The sequence below is a fragment of the Ruminococcus sp. FMBCY1 genome, from assembly GCF_023921805.1.
In the GTDB taxonomy this organism is placed as follows: domain Bacteria; phylum Bacillota; class Clostridia; order Oscillospirales; family Acutalibacteraceae; genus Ruminococcoides; species Ruminococcoides intestinale_A.
The window spans coordinates 70510-89562 of the sequence record NZ_CP074197.1; the positions used below are offsets into that span (position 1 = coordinate 70510).

Below are 19053 nucleotides of genomic sequence, written 5' to 3' on the forward strand. Positions count from 1 at the left end.
AACAGCTATGGAACAGTCGAATTTTTATGCTATGATGTCAAGAATGAAATACATAAATCGCTGGGGACTTATGAATAATACAAAATATGAGAATTTAAGCGAGCACAGTTTGCAGGTTGCAATGATTGCGCACTGTCTTGTGCTTATTCATAACAAAAAATTCGGCGGTAATCTGAATGCTGAAAGAGCAAGTATTCTTGCGATTTTCCACGATACCACAGAAATTATTACAGGAGATATGCCGACACCGATAAAGTATTTTAACAATACAATAAAAGATGCATACAAAGAAATTGAAAATGCCGCCGCCGACAGACTTTGCTCACTTTTGCCCGAAGATTTCAGAAAAGATATGGAAGAAATTATAAAACAAAGCGGTAAAGATGACCTAAAACTCAAAAGGTTTGTTAAGGCAGCCGACCGATTTTCTGCTCTTATAAAGTGCATAGAAGAACTGCGTATGGGAAACGAAGAATTCAGAGAGGCTAAAAACGGCATAGAAAAATCAATTTCCGATATGAATATGCCTGAAGCAGATGTGTTTACAAATGAGTTTTTACCTGCATTTTCACTTTCTCTTGACGAAATGCAGTAAAAAAACCTCTGATATTTACATAATTTTACAAAATTATAAAATATCAGACATAAAATTCTTATTTAGAATTAATTATTGTGCTTATATGGTATAATTATTAAATTAGTTATGCTCGGATTGTAACATAATTAAATCTTTGTTTTTCGGAGGAATGTTATGGCAAATCACGATAACAATAACGAAATAAAAGAAGGTTTTGTCGATATAAGCTCTAATAAGCAGGTAAATAAAATTTACAAAAAGAGGGGCAGAGCAATCAGAATAACATCAATTGTTCTTTCAATTCTTTTGCTTATCGGCGGCAGCGGACTTCTTTATTATTATTCGGTTCTTAATTCCCTTAAGTTTGTTGATATTTCGGATAATAATTCAACGAAAGCCACTTCAAGTACATTGCCTACATCTGACGGTACTTTCAGTAAATCGCAGCTTAGCAATGACGAATTGCTTGAAGATTCAAAAGTCCTCAATGTTATGCTGTTCGGTGAGGATAATGCAAAGGGAGAGAAATTCGGCCGAAGCGACTCAATGATTATGTTGTCTATTGACAACCGTCACAAAAAGCTTAAGATGACTTCTTTCCAGCGTGACAGTTATGTATATGTTGACGGTTACGGTTATGACAAACTTACAAATGCCTATGCTTACGGCGGTCCGAAACTTACAATTCAGACTATTGAATCGAACTTCGGCGTAAAGGTTGACCGTTATGCGGTTGTTGACTATGCAAGTTTTATTGATATTATTGATGTTCTCGGCGGTATTGACCTTGAGCTTACTCAGGACGAGATTGATTACATCAACTATCAGCTTTACAAGAACAAGCAGTCGGATACCCGTACAACAATAACTGACGCACCGGGCAAGGTTCACCTTACAGGTCAGCAGGCTCTTTGGTATGCAAGAAACAGAGGTCTTGATTCTTCCGAAGAAGGAATCGGTATTGCCGGTGATGACTGGGACAGAACATCACGTCAGCGTAAGTTACTTGAAACAATGTTCAACGATATGAAAGACGCTGACTTAACTCAAATAATTTCAATCGTAGGTAAGGTTGGCCCTCTTGTTACAACAAACCTCAAGAAAGATGAAATTACAGCGCTTGTATCACATTCAATGACATACCTCACATATTCGGTTGAACAATACACAGTACCTGAAGAAGGTCAGTGGTATTATATGAATGATACTCCGGTAGGTTCGGTAATTGCATTCTCGGATCTTGAAACCCAGAGAAAACTTTTTGCGGAGTTTATTTATGAGGAGCTTATAACAGGAAATACAACCTCAACAAGTTCAAATTAATATCTAACATAGGTGCTGCATCCTAAACGGGTGCGGCACTTTTTAATTTATAGATTTAAGTTTACATATCTGTCCGGAAGAAATCTACTAAGCAAAGCACTTGCGTATTCATTGCACTGTACAAAAAACGCTTTAGCAACAATTAAGCTTGCTAAAGCGTTTTCTTTATTAAACTACCGAATAAATTTTGTAACCGTCAATTTCGGTTTCAAGTTTATAGAAATAACTTTTGTTTTCTTCTGTCGAGTAATATTTCTTTAAGTAGTTTTCTTTTTTATAGGTGATGTAGTTGTCAATAACATAAACATTTTTTATACTTATAGCCGCCCGGTACACACTGTCTGCTCCCTTTTTGTTGAGCACCGAATTATGATGCATATATCCAAAGCTGTCAACATTGCTCAAATATGAGGATTTAAAGCCCCACATAGGATGGACATAGTTTGTTGAATATTTTGTGTATTCAATTGCAGTCTTTGTATCAAGTATATAGAATCTTTCGGGATGTCTTTCAACCTCAACATACAGTCTGCTAGGTCGGCTTTTGGTATCTATGTTGTTGTGCAGGTGTGACTGATAAACAAGGCAGTTTACAAGCAACAGTGTTACAACAAGCATAGCCGATACAAAGAAAGTTCCTTTTCTTGCGGCTTTCAGCATTGCATTACAACCGTCTTTAAACGCTGTAAAATCTATGCTGTACAAAAGTACGCAATAAGCCATTATCCACGAAATATATACAGTGTAATAGTAACTGTTGAACAAATATCTCAGTAAAGAGTTTGAAACAATGAGCTGTAAAGTTATCAGGATAGGGAAGAACATATGAGTTTTCTTGTGAAAAACAAGGAACAGTGTAACGAATATAATGTAGATTATGATAAGCATTGCGTCATTATCAAACGAGGCAAGACTTACTCCGCTTGATGAAAGGAAATCCACAAAGCTGTCCCAAATTGTAAGATTGTTGTTCTGCTTTTGCAGTGAATCAACAAGTTTTAACGCATCAAGATTAATCGGTGTGCTTTCATCGTAATAACCGTCTTTGAGAAGTTCGTACTCTGTTTTTGTTATTCCCACATTGCTAAAAGCCTCTTTGTTCTTGCTGTAATCGGGATAAGGAAAATTAGCGATTTTCTCTGTCAGTTGATGGTATTCATAGTTGCCTTTTAAAGTATCGTTTTGAGTATTGACTGCTACGGAGTAGTTATGCAGAGCAAAAGTCAAAACCGTAATAAGAACGAATAAAATGAGAAAAGGTCTGAAATACCACATAAACTTATGAAATTTGATTTTATATTTACCTTTTGCAATAAGGTCGGCAATAAGATAAACAATCGCAAACGCCAATGCAACAAAGAAAAGTTCAAAGCAGTAGAACGAGCCAATCAAAATTTCAATTGCGCCAAGCAGGCACATAAATCTGTATCTTTTTCGTCTGATTGCATTAAACATAAGCAGAAAACCCGCAGTAAGCATAATAGCGGATGTCTTTTGACTTGCTATGTCTGCATAGTGGTTAAGTGCAAATAAAATGTTTAAAAATACAGAAAATACAATTCCTATTTTGTATCCGAATTTATCGGTCAGCGCATAGGTGATGGATGAAAAGGCAAGCCAGCCGAATATTACCTGTGCAAATACAAAAATATTGATTGTGGAAAAAATATATTGAATACTGCTTACAGCAAATGCGAGTAAGTAGTTGACTGTATTGTTGTACGGTATGTGATAATGTGAAATAAGCAGAGAATTTTCATAGTCTTTGTAAGAGTCGTATGAAAACGAAGAAACATATATGCAAAAAACCATTATCAAAGCATTTACTGCAAAGGAAACAAATAATTTATTTTTAAATAATTTAATAAAAAATTTTTTCATAAATGATTTATCCTTTTAATGTTTTTGTGTCTGTGGTTATCAGCGAATACCCCTGCTCTTTTGCTCATTTATAATAAGCTGAATGTTAGCCTGCTCATATTCGTTAAATGTTACATTCTTAGAAAACTCCGAAGAAGTGTAGCGTGGTGTGTACCATGACTGTGAATTAAAGTAAGCGGAAAGCTCCGGGTCGGAGAATATCCAGCCTCTCTTAGCGTAAATTTCATTGAGTGCAAGCTCAAGATCGTTGTCGCTAAGGTCTTTTACTTCTGACTGACTTATATATGAAGAATCGCTGTTTGCAAAGATAAAATCGTTTTCGGTCGCAGAACTCTGACTTGATTCTTCGGGTGCTGTGGTTTCGGGTTCAACATACTCTTCGCCGAGTGAAATATCAAGTGTAATTACAGTGCCCGGTTTTGCCTTTGTGCCTGATTCGGGACTTTGAGAAATTACATATCCCTCGCTGTAAAGTGTGCTGTAAAGGTGATTGCCCTCCGCAACCTTAAAGCCTTGCTCCTCAAGTTTATTTTTAGCGCTTTCGTAGTCATATCCGATAACTGAAATAATCTCTTTTTCCGCAACGGTTGTAGGTTGAGTAGTCGGTGCAACCGTCGTAGGGGGCACGGTAGTTGCCGCTGTTGTTATCTCGTCTGCCGTGGCAGGCTTTGTATTATTGATTTTTTCAGCAAAAATCTCATTGTAAACAATGTATCCGACAAAGCCGAGAACTGCAAGTATAATAATTACGCTGACCGTGATTATTGCAATTGTAGCGCCCTTTTTGCGTGGCTTTTCGTCCGTCTCTGCATTTTTTGCGTTTTTAGATTTATAATCAATCGGAATACTGCTTTTGATTTCATTCTTTTCGGGTTTCTGCTTTACAGGTTCCGGTTTCTTTGTTTCGCTTTCCGAAACGGTATTTTTTACAGGTTCTGCCTTTTTGCTGTCTGTATCGTCAATGTCATCAAAGAACGAACCGTAATCCTTAGTAGATGCTTTTACTTGGGTATCGGGCTTTTTTGTTACCTCGTACTCGTCAAAAACATCGTTTGAAATAGGAACATCGGGAGCAAACGAATTTTCTTTTTCAGCAGTCTGCGGTTTAATTTTTGCGGTATCTTCCGAATTTGTTTCCGTAACCTTTGCTTCATCTTCCTTAACAACAGGTACATCGGGTTTATTTTCAACAGGTTCTTTTGTTTCTTCCGGCTGTGTGGATTTTTCTGTATTGTCTTCTGCTTTTTTGTCCTTTTCGGCTTTTTCTGCCTGTTCAAAAAGCGTCGGCACTGCGCCCGTTACTGCGGGAGTTTCTTTTTCTTCCTGTTTTTCCTGTGTTTTTTCGGGTTCTGCAGTAAGTTTTCCGCAAGACGCAAGCAAAGCGTTTTTCATATTAACGGCATTTTTCCATCTGCTTTCGTTTTTCGGCTGAATAGCTATAACGATAATACTTTTCAGCTTTTCGTTGCCGTTTTTAGGAGCGGTAATTGCCGTACCGTCGGTACGCATTTTAACAGCTTCCGATTTAGTTGTAAGACCGCCCTCGAAAGGTAAAGCCTTATTGTTTGCAAGGCAGTACATAATAAGACCTACGGAGTAAATATCTGTAGTAAGGTCAGGATTTCTGCCTTCTGCAACTTCGGGTGCTGAGAAGTCAAGGTCAGATGCTTTACATTCAAAATCGGAAAAACCTCCGAGCTTGTACTTACCGTCTGCGGTTACAAAAATATTTTCCGGGCGGATATTGCCGTGAAAAATATTTTTTTCTTCGAGAAACATAAGAATTTCAGCCATCTGCAAGCCGAAATCGGTAATTTCGTCGTCAGTAAAGTTTTTACTGCGCATTACTTTTGAAAGAGGTTCAAGTTCCTCTGTAGCAATATACATATCTGCTTTTTCTTTTGACGGATTATCATAAAGATAAGCGCCAAAGCAGGTGAAATATTCTTTTTTATCAGCTATGGAATTGAGAAAATTAACTTCATCTTCAAAAAAATCGGCTTTCTCATTGCTGTAGTGATTACCGTATGCAAAAATATGGAACAGGTTAGCGAAAACCTCGCCGCTGCTGTCTTTTTTTACAATTCGATATTTATTTTGCCCTTTCTTTTCGGAAACAAGCGAAGTAATTTTCCAATCTTTTAATTCTTCCGGTAATTTAATACCTCTGGCCATTTTTACACATCCTATCTATTACACAAATGTATTGTTTTCATATACCTTCAATACGGCACACTTCCGTATTATGCTATTATATCATATTACAGGATTTTTTTCTATATTTTTTTCTGAATAGTTTATGAATATTTTGTAAATAAACTTGTAAATTTTTACAAAAAACAGAGCTTTGATTCAAAAACTCAAAGCTCTGTCATATTTTGTATAAAGAAAAATAATTAGTTCTGTTCTAAATGTTTGGATAATATTAATAAATTATGGTTTATTGCACGAGTTAAGCAAAATAATTTAAAAATTTAGGTCAAGCCTTTTTAAAGGCTTGCGGGTTTGGACAGCGCACATAATATTTTCAAATATAGCAATTTATCGGGCACAAACAGCGTAGCTGTTTGCGTGCTAAGACTAAGTTTGTTAAAAGAGGCGATAGCCTTTTAGAAAATAAATGATTAACTTTTTCATTATATAACAAGTGCTTTTTCTTGTTGCTGTCGCATTTAAAGGCTAACGCCGTTGTGTTTAAGCCGCCAAACAGCAGGCTGTTTGGCTATCGTTAGATTGCGTAAGCGAAAAGTATTTGTGGGCTTTGCCCACACCCACGACCTTTGAAAAGGTCGACCAAACTTTTATAATTGTTTGGTAAATTATTGCAAAAGAACCAAATAATTTAAAATCTTTAAAATTACATTTTTATTTTATAAATACCTTTTCTTTTTGATTAACTCCCAATACACCGCCCGCACAGCCGCAGATAAGCATTGCGCCGAGTTTAATCAGAGAAAGAGGGGTAAGTACGGCTTCGCTTTGCAAAAGCCCGATTACGGTAATAATTACAAATACCGCCGCTGCTGTGAGTAAACCGCATATTAATCCGGAAGATTTATTGACTTTTGCACAGATAAATCCGCCGCAGAATACCGACATAGCTGTGACTGCCACCATTATGTAGTCGGTAATATCGGCAGGCAGTAACCCCGAGGTTATTATCAGTACGGAGAACAGCGACATAAGTATAATTTCCGTAAGTGCGGATGTAAGTACACCTACAAAAACCGATTTTATGAGTTGTTTTTTATCAGACATAAAAATTCCCCCGAATAATATAAATATTAATATACTCATATATATTCGAGGGAAAGTTATTTAATTCAAAAACTAAGTGAATGAAACGAAAAGATTAGATTACTTGTCCTCTTCGTCCTTTTTCTTTTTACCGAAAAGGCCTTTTTTCTCAGTCTTTTCTTCTTTATCAGAAGATTTCTCTTTTGCGGGAGCTTCCTTAACTGTATCAACAGTAGAGATGCACCACTTTTTAAATTTCATTTTAACTCTGTCGGAACCTGTTTCAATAATGATAGCGTCCTCATCATCTTTAATTGCAACAACTCTGCCCATAATGCCGCCGATTGTTGTAATTTCATCACCGATTTCAAGAGAGTTTCTCATCTGTGCTTCTTCTTTTTTCTTCTTTGAGCTTGGGCGCAAAATAAAGAAGTACATTGCAGCGAATACCAAAACCCAAATAAGAATCATACCGTATGTACCGAAAGCGTTGCCCGAAGCAGCGTCAGCAAGTACAACCTGATTTAAAAAATTCATAGCAGTCATTCCTTTCATACATTACATTGATTATAACAGCTTTATATTAATCTTGCAAGAAGTTTTTTAAAAAATATCGGTATTAAATTCTTACTCCGAGAATATTGCGATATTTATTGTAAAATTCTGTGAAAGTGCCGTTGTCAAGCTGTTCTCTGATAACTGCCGTAAGATTATTATAAAAGTACAGATTGTGAAGAACGGCAAGGCGCATACCGAGCATTTCACCGCTTTTGAGGAGGTGTCGTATATATGCTCTTGAAAAGTTTTGACAAACAGGGCAGTCGCAATGCTCGTCAATCGGGCGTTCGTCAACTTCGTATTTTGCGTTGTTAATGTTGCGCACACCATCCCATGTAAACAGCTGTCCGTGTCTTGCGTTACGGCTTGGCATTACACAGTCAAAAATGTCAATGCCTCTTGCGATTCCCTCAAGAATGTTTACGGGAGTACCTACGCCCATAAGGTATCTCGGTTTGTCTTTCGGTGCATAAGGCTCAACTGCTTCGATGATTTCATACATTTTTTCCGTAGGTTCTCCGACAGCAAGACCGCCGATTGAATAGCCCGGAAGGTCAAGGTCTGCAATTTCTTTCATATGGTTAATACGCAAGTCTTTGTAAATGCCGCCCTGATTTATGCCGAAGAGCATTTGCTCACGGTTGAGTGTATCTTCAAGCGAGTTAAGACGGTTCATTTCTGCTATACATCTTTTAAGCCAGCGTGTTGTACGCTCAACGCTTTTCTTTGTATAGTCATACGGAGATGGGTTTTCTACACACTCGTCAAAAGCCATTGCTATAGTAGAGCCGAGGTTTGACTGAATACGCATACTTTCTTCGGGTCCCATAAAAATTTTTCTGCCGTCAATATGAGAGTTGAAGTAAACGCCCTCTTCTTTAATATTTCTTAGCTTTGCAAGTGAGAAAACCTGAAATCCACCGCTGTCGGTGAGGATAGGACCGTCCCAACGGGTGAATTTGTGAAGTCCGCCCATTTGTTTGACTTTTTCGTCACCCGGCCTTAGGTGCAGGTGATATGTGTTGCAAAGCTGAACCTGACATTTAATCTGTTTTAAATCAAGTGCGGAAACAGCGCCTTTGATTGCTCCGCAGGTGGCAACATTCATAAATGCAGGAGTTTGCACGGTGCCGTGAGGTGTAACAAATTCGCCTCGGCGAGCGTTTCCCTCTGTTTTAATAATTTTTAACATATTATAGAAATCTCCTTTTAATTCGCAATAATAATGTTTTTGATTAAGAAATGAACATTGCATCGCCGAATGAGAAAAATCTGTATTTTTCTTTAACGGCGGTTTTGTACGCATTCATCACATTGTCATATCCTGCAAATGCGCTTACAAGCATAATAAGTGTGCTCTCCGGGAGGTGGAAGTTTGTGATAAGTCCGTCAAGCACTTTAAACTCATAACCCGGATAAATGAATATATCCGTAAATCCCTCGCACGGCTTAATTTCTCCGTAGAATGACGCAACACTTTCAAGAGTACGGCAGGAAGTTGTGCCGACTGCAATTACTCTGCCGCCGTTTTTCTTTGTTTCATTAATAAGTTTTGCGGTTTCTTGCGGAATTTCGTAATGTTCGCTGTGCATTTTATGCTTTGTTACATCATCTACCTTTACGGGACGGAATGTTCCCAGACCGACATGCAGTGTAACATAAGCAATATTTACGCCTTTATCCTTTATTCTTTGCATAAGCTCTTTTGTAAAGTGAAGTCCTGCTGTGGGAGCGGCGGCAGAACCCAATTCGTGACTGTAAACTGTCTGGTAACGCTCTTTGTCTTTAAGTTCCTCCGTAATATAAGGAGGAAGCGGCATCTGACCGATTTTGTCAAGTGTGCTGAAAAAGTTTTCGTCACATTCAAAGTCAACTATTCTGTTGCCGTCATCTTTTACTTCTGCAACGGTAGCTTTTAAAAGTCCGTCACCAAAAGTAAAAGAAGCGCCCTCTTTGGCTTTTTTACCAGGTTTGCAGAGAGCTTCCCAACGGTTGCCTGTAATCTGTCTTAATAATAAAAACTCGACTCTCGCACCTGTTTCGTCCTTGATACCGTAAATTCTTGCAGGCAAAACCCTCGAATCGTTTGCCACAAGCAAATCTCCGGGGTTTAAGCTGTCTATAATATCGTAAAAATGCTTGTGGTCGATTTCACCTGTGTTTCTGTCAAGCAGCATAAGTCTTGAACTGTCACGGGGTTCGACGGGGGTTTGAGCGATAAGTTCTTTCGGTAAATCGTAATAAAAATCACTTGTTTTCATTTTTAGTTCCTCTCAAGAAAAAACCTCGAAAATGAGGCTGAAAATTTATAAAAATTGTGTTTGTGATTGCAAAAATAATTGACATTATAAATATTAAATGATATATTATAATTTAATATGAGCAGTTTGTGCGTTTGTTCGACAAAGCTCGGCATTGCAAAACACACTGTCTTAATAATATAATATTTTATCAAATAAGGCAACTGCTTTTTATAAAAAATATTTCATTCGGAGGAATTGTTGTGAATCAGAAGAAATTTAAAGTTGGTATTATCGGTGCAACAGGTATGGTTGGTCAGCGTTTCGCTCTCCTTCTTGAGAATCACCCATGGTTTGAGGTAAAGGTTCTTGCGGCAAGTGCAAGAAGTGCCGGTAAAAAATACGGTGATGTAGTTGAGGGAAGATGGCATATGACAAAGGATCTTCCAGAGAAATATAAAGATATGGTAATTGTTGACGCAGAGAATGTTGAAGAGGTTGCTTCACAGGTTGACTTCTGTTTCTGCGCTGTAAATATGAAGAAAGACGAAATCAAAGCTCTTGAAGAGAGATATGCAAAGGCAGAGTGCCCAATCGTTTCTAATAACTCGGCACACAGATTTACTCCGGATGTTCCTATGGTTATTCCTGAGATCAATGCAGATCACCTTGAGATTATTGACGCTCAGAGAAAAAGACTCGGCACAAAGAGAGGCTTTATTGCAGTTAAGTCTAACTGTTCACTCCAGAGCTATGTTCCTGCTATCCACCCACTCAAGGAGCTTGGCGTAGATAAGGTTCTCGCTTGTACATATCAGGCAATTTCAGGTGCAGGCAAAACATTTAAGACATGGCCTGAAATGATAGATAATGTTATTCCTTACATTGGCGGCGAGGAAGAGAAGTCAGAGCAGGAGCCACTCAAGATTTGGGGTCACATTGAGAACAACGAAATCGTTAAGACAGACGATATTGCCATTACAGCTCAGTGCATTCGTGTACCTGTTTCAGACGGTCACACAGCTGCTGTATTTATGTCATTTAAAGACGGCGTAAAGAAACCGTCTGTAGAAGAAATCATCAAGATTTGGAAATCATACAAGGGCAGAGCACAGGAGCTTGAGCTTCCGAGCGCACCAAAGCAGTTCTTACACTACTTTACAGAGCCTGATCGTCCACAGATTAAGAGTGAGAGAAACCTTGAGAACGGTATGGCTATTTCTGTAGGCAGACTCAGAGAAGACACACAGTATGATTACAAGTTTATTTGTATGTCACACAACACATTAAGAGGTGCAGCAGGCGGCGCAGTATTGCTTGCGGAACTTCTTTGCGCTGAAGGCTATATGGACTGATTTAAGCCGTCAGCTTTATAAATTTAATTTTAAATTAAAAATCTTAAATGGAGGTAAATTATGGGAAATCACATTTTCACAGGTTCCGGTGTTGCTCTTGTAACACCTATGAATTCTGACGGCAGCGTAAATTATGATGTACTTGAGCAGTTGCTTGAATTCCATGTTGAAAACGGTACAGATGCCATTATCGCTTGCGGTACAACAGGCGAGGCAGCAACTCTTTCGGAGGAAGAACACTGCAAAGTGCTTTCTTTCGTGTCAGAGAAAATCAACGGAAGAATTCCTGTTATTGCAGGCACAGGCAGCAATGATACTTCAACTGCCGTTATGCTTTCAAAGTCTGCCCAAAAGACCGGTGCAGACGCACTCCTTTGTGTAACTCCATATTACAATAAAACTTCACAGGCAGGTCTTGTAAAGCACTTCAATGTAATTGCGGATGCAGTTGACCTTCCTATCATTCTTTATAATGTTCCTTCAAGAACAGGCTGTAACATTCAGCCAAAGACATATGAGGAGCTTTGCAAGCACCCTAATATTGTTGCTGCAAAAGAGGCAAGCGGCAATATTTCACAGGTTGCGCTCATTCGTTCACTTTGCGGAGATAATCTTGACATTTATTCGGGTAATGACGACCAGACAGTTCCGTTTATGTCACTCGGCGCTTTGGGTGTAATTTCAGTATTTGCAAACATTTGCCCTGCCGAAATGCATAAGATTTGTCAGCTTTGTCTTGAAAATGACTTTGCAGAGGCTCAAAAGCTCCATTTCCACTATCTTGAGCTTATGAACATTATGTTTAACGATGTAAATCCTATTCCGATTAAGACAGCTATGAACCTCTTTGGTTTTGACTGCGGTGAGTGCAGACTTCCGCTCGTTCCTATGAGCGCAGCAGGCTATCACGATCTTAAGGATTGCCTTGCTAAGTACGATCTTCTCGGCAAGCACGCACAGTAATTCGTACAAAAGGGGAAGTTTAAAATGGTAAATATAGCTCTTGTAGGCTGTAACGGAAAAATGGGTAAGGCCGTTACTTCGGCTGTTCAGTCAAGAAATGACTGTGAAATTGTTTTCGGTGCAGATCCTTTCGGCACACCTGCATACGATTATCCTGTATTTGAGAGCCTTGCCGTATCAGACAAAAAGGCTGATGTTATTATAGATTTTTCAAATCCTGCATCTCTTGACGATATTCTCGCATATGCGCTTGAGAAAAAAATTCCTTGCGTACTTTGCACAACAGGTTATTCACCGGAGCAGGTTGAAAAAATAAAAAAAGCGTCTGAAAGTGTAGCTGTTTTCTATTCGGGAAATATGTCGCTCGGTATCAATCTTCTTATTGAGCTTTCAAAAGAGGCTGCAAAGATTCTCGGTGCGGCAGATTTCGATATTGAAATCATAGAGAAACACCACAATCAGAAAATTGACGCTCCAAGCGGTACTGCACTTATGATTGCAGACGGCATTTCCGACACACTTGCAGAAGAACCGCAGTATGTTTATGACCGCCATTCTTACCGCAAAAAGCGTTCTAAGAATGAAATCGGTATTCACTCTGTAAGAGGCGGTACTATTGTTGGCGAACACGAGGTTATTTTTGCGGGTCACGATGAGGTTGTAACTATTTCACATCAGGCTCAATCAAAAGAGGTATTTGCAGTCGGCGCAGTAAATGCCGCTGTTTATCTTGCAGATCAGGGCGCAGGTATGTACAATATGGGTAATCTCCTTGCCGCAAAGCTCGGCTGATTATTTTAACTTTAAAACGGCACTTTTTATCAGTGCCGTTTTTTTGGCTTTTTATAGTTGGGGGATAATTATGGTTTAGCTGATTGCTTGTCGAAACAATTTGCTAAACCATTATTTATTATTTTTACCCCAACATTTAGAATATAACAGGTTTGTTTTTTAAGAAACTGTTATCCGATTGCAATTTTGCAAACTTGCAGATTGTAATAATGTTATAAAATTTACGATAACAGGGAAAAATCTGTCGAAAACACTTTACTTTGCTAATGTGATAATGCTATAATATAGTGTAGCTTTTCGCTAAGTTAAATTATGGAGGAAAACATTTATGAAAAAGATTTCAGCTTTATTACTTGCAGGTGTTATGGCGGCAACTGCTCTTGCAGGTTGCGGCGGTTCAAATTCAACAACCGCTAAAGGTTCTTCGGAAACTGAAAACGATTGGACTTATATTCAGAATAAAGGCGAATTTGTAATCGGTATTACATATTTTGAGCCGATGAACTATATGGACGAAAACGGCAATCTCACAGGTTTTGAAACAGAGTTCGCTACAAAGGTTTGCGAAAAGATGGGCGTTACACCTAAGTTCCAGAAGATTGACTGGGATTCAAAGGAAGTAGAGCTTAATGCAAAGACTATTGACTGCATCTGGAACGGTCTTACAATTACAGAAGAGCGTCAGGAAAATATGAGCATTTCAACTCCGTATATGGAGAATAAGCAGGTTATGGTTGCTAAGGCAGACATTGCGGATCAGCTTACATCGGCAGATGCACTTAAGGGTAAGACTGTCGTTGCAGAGAAGAAGTCAGCAGGTGAAGAGGTTGCCCAGAGTGATGAATTCTTTACAAGCGCCGATTATGTTTCGGTTGACTCACAGGCAAAGGCTTTGCTTGAGGTTAAGTCAGGCACAGCTGATGTTGCGGTTATCGACTATGTAATGTCAATCGGTACACTTGCAGAGGGTTCTGATTATTCAGACCTCAAGGTAGTTTCTGACAAGGCTTTCTCACCTGAACAGTACGGTATCGCACTCCGTAAGGACAGCACAGAAACTCTTGCAAAACTCAATGATGCTATTCAGGCTTGCGCCGACGACGGTTCACTTGAGCAGATTGCAGAAAAATATAATCTTCAGGATTTACTCCTTGTAAAGGCAAAATAATTATGAACCAGTTTATAAATGTTACAAACAGCCTTTTAGAGGGTTTTGGACAAAACTGCCTTATCTTTATAGTGACAATTCTTGCGGCTATGCCGCTTGGACTTATTGTTTCTATGGGTTCAATGTCAAAATTTAAACCGATTAAGTGGATTACAAAAACTTTTGTGTGGATAATCAGAGGCACACCTCTTATGCTCCAGCTTTTTGTTGTGTTCTATGTACCACCGCTTATGACAAACGGCGGATTCAATTTTTCGAGAATAAATGCGGCGCTTATAGCATTTATTATTAACTATTCGGCATATTTTTCTGAAATATACCGTGGCGGTATTGAGTCTGTGCCAAAGGGACAGTATGAGGCAGGACAGGTGCTTGGTATGACTAAGCCGCAGATTTTCTTTAAGGTTGTGCTTATGCAGGTTGTAAAGAAAATCACAGCACCGATCGGCAACGAAATTATTACGCTTGTAAAGGATACATCACTTTCAAGCGTTATCGCTATTCCTGAAATTTTGATGATGGCAAAAGACTTCTCAATGCAGGGACTTATTTGGCCGTTGTTCTACTCGGCGGTATTTTACCTTGTGTTCTGTGGTGTTTTAACAATTCTTTTCTCGTTTATAGAGAAAAAGCTCGATTATTACAAAGGTTAAGGAGGGGCAGTTATGTCATTGTTAAGCGTTGAAAATATCCGTAAAAGCTACGGCAAAACTCCCGTCCTGAAAGACATCAGTTTTTCGCTTGAGAAAGGCGAGGTGCTTGCAATTATCGGTTCTTCCGGTTCGGGCAAAACCACACTTTTAAGATGTCTTAATTTTCTTGAAACTCCGCAGTACGGCAAAATCAGTGTAGGGGATAAGGTGCTTTTTGACAGCAATGATTCCGGCAAAAACAGTGAGTCGCAAATTCGTAAAAACAGACTGCATTTCGGACTTGTGTTTCAGTCTTTTAATCTTTTCCCGCAGTACAGCGTAATTGACAATATTATGCTTGCTCCACACCTTGCGGCAAAAGAACAGATAAAGCAGACAGGCGAATATATGGGTGCGAAAAATTATAAAGACGCACAAAAAATTATCCGAGAAACTGCATTGACCTTGCTCGAAAAAGTGGGACTTTCGGAGAAGAGCGAATCGTATCCCTGTAACCTAAGCGGCGGTCAGCAACAGCGAGTTGCCATTGCAAGAGCGCTTGCTCTTAATCCTGATGTTTTGTGCTTTGACGAGCCTACATCGGCGCTTGACCCTGAACTTACAGGCGAGGTGCTCAATGTTATTAGAAGTCTTAAAACTTCTGACAGTACAATGATTGTTGTTACTCATGAGATTGAGTTTGCAAGAGATGTTGCAGATAAAATTATCTTTATGGCTGACGGTGTAATTGCCGAGCAAGGTACACCCGAACAAGTAATCAATAATCCGCAAAATCCGAGAACACAGGCATTTTTATCAAGATTCAATCATTAATCTACCTATTATAAAAACGCTCCGACTGTTTAATTGCAGTCGGAGCGTTTTGCTTTGCAAGTTATGGGGTTAGTACACGCTTTTACTTAAATGATTATAAAACATTTTGAACAGAACTACTTTATAAGTAATTAAATTCAATTTCAAGCGGAGGTTCTTCTATACTGCATATGGCAAATGAATGATTTTTAAATTCAAAGTGGGTGATATAGCAATTCTTCTCCTTGTTATTTTCCGAAACGGTAATGGTATCTTTATTTATATTAATTTCAAAACTGTTGAGAGGTGTTCGCAATCCCTTGCCGCTCTGCTTTATATAACTTTCTTTAATCGTCCAAAGTTTGTAAAATGCATTGCTTGTATTTTCCGAATGAATAATATAATTGTATTCATTTTCGGTGAAAAATCTTTTTGCAACGTCAAGGCGAGGTTCTTTAATGATTTCAACATCACAGCCTATCTCCTTATCGGAACTGACTCCGAAAGCAAAGTTACCGGAGTGAGCCGCATTAAAGAAAATTTTATCAACATACGGTTTGCCGTTACTGCCGTAATAAATTGAATTTATGTCAATATTATTCTCATTGAGAATTTTATTTATAATTAAACCTGCTCCGAGCGAGCGTTTGCGATCGTCGGCAAGTTTATATCTTAGTATCTTTATTTGCCTTTCTTTAGGTAAAAGAGAAATTTTACCGTTATCATTCAAGGGGTCGCAAAGAACTGAAATATCAGCTAAATAGAGCTTTATCAATGTTTTCACCTCATCTTTTAGTGTAATTATAGTATTATTTTTGTTTTTAGTCAATCGTAATAGATATATTATTCTGTTTATGAAAAATACAACTTTGTTAAAAAAGTCAAAATTTTGTTCTAAGCATCCTTTTATAATGGTAAAGATGATTAACTAATGCAAAAAGCAAATGAAGAAAATGTAAACATATGTTCTAACTATTGTGATATATAGACAAAAATATCAACTTTAAATTAGTTGATATGTACATTTGAGTAGCATATTGTACAAATAAATATTTTAAAAAATGTTGACTTTCACGAACTTTTGAGTATAATAATAATTGTCAAGTAAATAGTCCGCTTGACTATCGGCTGATTAAACAGTCACATTACTCGAGTAAAATTAATTAAGTCGAATTTAAGTCTAGATTTTGCCAAATGGTAAATGGCGCACGAAAAAATAAAAATTGATATTTTTAAAGGAGGAAATTTTTATGACACCAATCCTTAATTTACACGACATTGATGTAACCAAATTCCTCGCCGTGCTCGATACCTGCGAGGGCAATGTATATCTCGTTACAAGCGAAGGCGACAGATTAAACCTTAAGAGCAAACTTTGTCAGCTCGTTGGCTTAACAAAGCTTATTGAGGGCGGCAGAATTGCAGAGGCAAGCATCATCTGTGATAATAAGAATGATGAAAGCAAACTTTTCAGATTCAATTTCTTTGGTGATACAGCAGATGCCAAGGTTGGCTGATAACCCGAGTTACATTGATAATACCGTGTTTTCACGATAATTTCAAAACTTCATAAAAACTGAGGACAGCCGCAGCAATGCGGCTGTTTTTTGGTATATAAGCAAATCGGGCAAAACAAGCATAATGTTTTGCCCATGATTTTTATTTTTATCAAAAGTTGGAGTAAATATCAGTCAGTGAAAAATTTGACGAACTTTTATAATTATTTAATAATAACCGTGCGTTAAACACTAATCTTACTTATTAAAGAAAAGTTTTATATCGTCCTCTACAGAACCGATACCGCTTATTCCGAAGTTTTCTACAAGTACATTTAATACATTTGGAGAGAGGAAAGCAGGGAGTGTAGGACCGAGATGGATGTTTTTGACTCCGAGGTAAAGCAAAGAGAGAAGAACGATTACGGCTTTTTGCTCATACCAGGCAATATTGTAGATAATTGGAAGTTCGTTAATGTCATCAAGACCGAACACTTCTTTTAGCTTAAGTGCAATAACCGCAAGCGAGTAGGAATCGTTGCACTGACCTGCGTCGAGAACACGGGGAATACCGTTTATATCGCCGAGATTAAGTTTATTGTATTTGTATTTTGCACAGCCTGCGGTGAGAATTACCGTATCTTTTGGCAATGCTTTTGCAAATTCGGTGTAGTAATTTCTTGATTTTGCTCTGCCGTCACAGCCTGCCATTACAATGAATTTCTTGATGTCGCCGTTCTGTACAGCCTCTACGATTTTATCGGCAAGAGAAAGTACCTGATTATGAGCAAATCCGCCTACAATCTCGCCCCTTTCAATTTCAACCGGAGGTTTGCATTTTTTTGCAACTTCAATGATTTCCGAAAAATCTTTTATTTCTCCGATTTCGCCGCCGATGTGTTTTACACCCGGATAGCCCGCTGCGCCTGTTGTAAACATTCTGCCTTTGTAGCTGTCCTTTGGCGGTACAATACAGTTTGTAGTCATAAGAATTGCGCCGTTAAAGCTCTCAAATTCCTCTTTCTGTTTCCACCACGCATTGCCGTAATTGCCGACAAAATGGCTGTATTTTTTGAAAGTAGGGTAGTAGTGCGCAGGCAACATTTCCGAATGAGTGTAAACATCTACTCCTGTATCTTTTGTCTGTTCTAAAAGCATTTCAAGATCTCGAAGATCGTGACCCGAAACAAGAATTGCAGGGTTACTGCGTACACCGATGTTGACTTTTGTAATTTCGGGATTACCGTATGCGGAAGTATTGGCTTTGTCAAGCATAGCCATTCCGTCAACGCCGAATTTACCTGTTTCAAGTGTCAGTGCTACAAGGTCGTCAACGGACAGTGTATCGTCAAGCAACATTGACAGCGCTCTCTGTAAGAAAGCGTCAAGCTCTTCATTGTCTTCCATAAGAACATTTGCGTGTTTGCTGTATGCCGAAAGTCCCTTTAAACCGTAGGTTATAAGTTCCCTAAGACTTCTTATGTCTTCGTTTTCTGTGGCAAGTACGCCGACTGTAGCCGCTTTTGCCGCAAATTCACTTTCATTTCCGTTCCATAAAGATGCGCTTGGAAGTGCTGATTTATCGGAAACTTCTTTTAACAAATTCTCTTTTACTTTGAGGGTTGTTTTAATGCGTTCAACGATAACATTTTTGTCAAAATTTGCGTTTGTAATTGTTGTGAAAAGGTTGAGAGTAATAAGATGATTTATGCTTTTGTCAATCTGTTTTCCCTCTGCTCTGATTTGTGTGGTAACTGCCGAAATGCCCTTTGTAACATATACGAGCAAGTCCTGCATATTTGCGGTATCAGGCTTTTTGCCGCATACTCCGCTTACTGTACAGCCTGAACAATTAGCTGTTTCCTGACATTGATAACAAAACATTTTATAATCCATAGTTGCCTCCAAAATATTTATTTATACAGTTGTAAGTTGTTGTAATTACTTACCTTGTGGTATAAGTATAATATTTTTCGGTCGGCAAATATGTTGTTACGGCAACGAAATTAAAATTAACA

Annotated in this window: 17 protein-coding genes; 9 read left to right on the plus strand and 8 right to left on the minus strand. The window is 38.4% G+C overall.

The genetic code is table 11. The features are described 5' to 3' along the window. Window positions 1-7: 7 nt before the first annotated feature. Entirely contained in the window at window positions 8-595 is a 588-nt protein-coding gene (yfbR, locus tag KGF34_RS00325) for a 5'-deoxynucleotidase (RefSeq protein WP_022235068.1), read from the plus strand. A gap of 156 nt (window positions 596-751) precedes the next feature. After that, window positions 752-1900 (plus strand): LCP family protein, encoded by a 1149-nt coding sequence (locus KGF34_RS00330; protein WP_186935108.1) that lies wholly within the window; start codon window positions 752-754, stop codon window positions 1898-1900. A gap of 168 nt (window positions 1901-2068) precedes the next feature. Here the strand turns inward: KGF34_RS00330 and KGF34_RS00335 are convergent, their stop codons facing one another. From KGF34_RS00335 to queA, 6 genes are all read right to left on the minus strand, one after another. Further along, entirely contained in the window at window positions 2069-3712 is a 1644-nt protein-coding gene (locus tag KGF34_RS00335; protein WP_252559421.1) for a hypothetical protein, read from the minus strand. Window positions 3713-3820: 108 nt separating this feature from the next. Further along, a complete protein-coding gene (locus KGF34_RS00340) occupies window positions 3821-5956 on the minus strand; it encodes a YARHG domain-containing protein (RefSeq protein WP_252559423.1) in 2136 nt (711 codons plus the stop codon). 690 nt (window positions 5957-6646) lie between these two features. After that, window positions 6647-7039, minus strand: coding sequence for a TIGR04086 family membrane protein (locus tag KGF34_RS00345; RefSeq protein ID WP_022235072.1), 393 nt, complete (start codon window positions 7037-7039; stop codon window positions 6647-6649). A 99-nt stretch (window positions 7040-7138) separates the two neighbouring features. Next, window positions 7139-7555, minus strand: coding sequence for a preprotein translocase subunit YajC (gene yajC / locus KGF34_RS00350; protein WP_186935105.1), 417 nt, complete (start codon window positions 7553-7555; stop codon window positions 7139-7141). Between the two features lie 82 nt (window positions 7556-7637). Beyond that, window positions 7638-8768: a tRNA guanosine(34) transglycosylase Tgt gene (tgt, locus tag KGF34_RS00355; protein ID WP_252559425.1), complete on the minus strand. Its 1131-nt coding sequence runs from the start codon at window positions 8766-8768 to the stop codon at window positions 7638-7640. A gap of 43 nt (window positions 8769-8811) precedes the next feature. Then, window positions 8812-9837, minus strand: a complete 1026-nt coding sequence (gene queA, locus KGF34_RS00360; RefSeq protein ID WP_252559427.1) for a tRNA preQ1(34) S-adenosylmethionine ribosyltransferase-isomerase QueA — start codon at window positions 9835-9837, stop codon at window positions 8812-8814. Between the two features lie 242 nt (window positions 9838-10079). On the opposite strand from queA, the gene asd reads away from it, so the two are divergent. From asd to KGF34_RS00390, 6 genes are all read left to right on the plus strand, one after another. Beyond that, window positions 10080-11171, plus strand: coding sequence for an aspartate-semialdehyde dehydrogenase (gene asd / locus KGF34_RS00365; protein WP_354667448.1), 1092 nt, complete (start codon window positions 10080-10082; stop codon window positions 11169-11171). A gap of 60 nt (window positions 11172-11231) precedes the next feature. After that, on the plus strand, window positions 11232-12134 hold the full coding sequence (gene dapA / locus KGF34_RS00370) for a 4-hydroxy-tetrahydrodipicolinate synthase (RefSeq protein ID WP_252559429.1): 903 nt from the start codon (window positions 11232-11234) through the stop codon (window positions 12132-12134). Window positions 12135-12158: 24 nt separating this feature from the next. Then, window positions 12159-12926 carry a 4-hydroxy-tetrahydrodipicolinate reductase gene (gene dapB / locus KGF34_RS00375; RefSeq protein ID WP_252559431.1) on the plus strand — a complete coding sequence of 256 codons (768 nt, stop codon included), beginning with the start codon at window positions 12159-12161 and terminating at the stop codon, window positions 12924-12926. A 328-nt stretch (window positions 12927-13254) separates the two neighbouring features. Beyond that, the gene (locus KGF34_RS00380) at window positions 13255-14094 is read left to right on the plus strand and encodes a transporter substrate-binding domain-containing protein (protein ID WP_249376553.1); all 840 of its coding nucleotides are present in this window, start codon (window positions 13255-13257) and stop codon (window positions 14092-14094) included. Between the two features lie 2 nt (window positions 14095-14096). Continuing rightward, window positions 14097-14747, plus strand: coding sequence for an amino acid ABC transporter permease (locus KGF34_RS00385; protein WP_022235080.1), 651 nt, complete (start codon window positions 14097-14099; stop codon window positions 14745-14747). Window positions 14748-14759: 12 nt separating this feature from the next. Next, a complete protein-coding gene (locus tag KGF34_RS00390) occupies window positions 14760-15560 on the plus strand; it encodes an amino acid ABC transporter ATP-binding protein (RefSeq protein ID WP_271229656.1) in 801 nt (266 codons plus the stop codon). 121 nt (window positions 15561-15681) lie between these two features. On the opposite strand, the gene KGF34_RS00395 is transcribed toward KGF34_RS00390, so the two are convergent. Then, complete coding sequence (locus KGF34_RS00395) at window positions 15682-16314, minus strand: 4'-phosphopantetheinyl transferase superfamily protein (RefSeq protein WP_252559433.1); 633 nt, start codon at window positions 16312-16314, stop codon at window positions 15682-15684. 475 nt (window positions 16315-16789) lie between these two features. Here KGF34_RS00395 and KGF34_RS00400 point away from each other — a divergent pair, with 475 nt between their 5' ends. After that, window positions 16790-17056, plus strand: coding sequence for a hypothetical protein (locus KGF34_RS00400; protein WP_022235083.1), 267 nt, complete (start codon window positions 16790-16792; stop codon window positions 17054-17056). A gap of 237 nt (window positions 17057-17293) precedes the next feature. Here KGF34_RS00400 and hcp read toward each other — a convergent pair whose 3' ends face one another. Beyond that, a complete protein-coding gene (gene hcp / locus KGF34_RS00405) occupies window positions 17294-18931 on the minus strand; it encodes a hydroxylamine reductase (protein WP_249376548.1) in 1638 nt (545 codons plus the stop codon). Between the last annotated feature and the right edge of the window lie 122 nt (window positions 18932-19053).

Coding starts and splice junctions, on each gene's coding strand:
- yfbR (WP_022235068.1), top strand. CDS start 8: ATGGAACAGTCGAATTTTTATGCTATGATGTCAAGAATGAAATACATA.
- KGF34_RS00330 (WP_186935108.1), top strand. CDS start 752: ATGGCAAATCACGATAACAATAACGAAATAAAAGAAGGTTTTGTCGAT.
- KGF34_RS00335 (WP_252559421.1), bottom strand. CDS start 3,712: ATGGTTTTTTGCATATATGTTTCTTCGTTTTCATACGACTCTTACAAA.
- KGF34_RS00340 (WP_252559423.1), bottom strand. CDS start 5,956: ATGGCCAGAGGTATTAAATTACCGGAAGAATTAAAAGATTGGAAAATT.
- KGF34_RS00345 (WP_022235072.1), bottom strand. CDS start 7,039: ATGTCTGATAAAAAACAACTCATAAAATCGGTTTTTGTAGGTGTACTT.
- yajC (WP_186935105.1), bottom strand. CDS start 7,555: ATGAATTTTTTAAATCAGGTTGTACTTGCTGACGCTGCTTCGGGCAAC.
- tgt (WP_252559425.1), bottom strand. CDS start 8,768: ATGTTAAAAATTATTAAAACAGAGGGAAACGCTCGCCGAGGCGAATTT.
- queA (WP_252559427.1), bottom strand. CDS start 9,837: ATGAAAACAAGTGATTTTTATTACGATTTACCGAAAGAACTTATCGCT.
- dapA (WP_252559429.1), top strand. CDS start 11,232: ATGGGAAATCACATTTTCACAGGTTCCGGTGTTGCTCTTGTAACACCT.
- dapB (WP_252559431.1), top strand. CDS start 12,159: ATGGTAAATATAGCTCTTGTAGGCTGTAACGGAAAAATGGGTAAGGCC.
- KGF34_RS00380 (WP_249376553.1), top strand. CDS start 13,255: ATGAAAAAGATTTCAGCTTTATTACTTGCAGGTGTTATGGCGGCAACT.
- KGF34_RS00385 (WP_022235080.1), top strand. CDS start 14,097: ATGAACCAGTTTATAAATGTTACAAACAGCCTTTTAGAGGGTTTTGGA.
- KGF34_RS00390 (WP_271229656.1), top strand. CDS start 14,760: ATGTCATTGTTAAGCGTTGAAAATATCCGTAAAAGCTACGGCAAAACT.
- KGF34_RS00400 (WP_022235083.1), top strand. CDS start 16,790: ATGACACCAATCCTTAATTTACACGACATTGATGTAACCAAATTCCTC.
- hcp (WP_249376548.1), bottom strand. CDS start 18,931: ATGGATTATAAAATGTTTTGTTATCAATGTCAGGAAACAGCTAATTGT.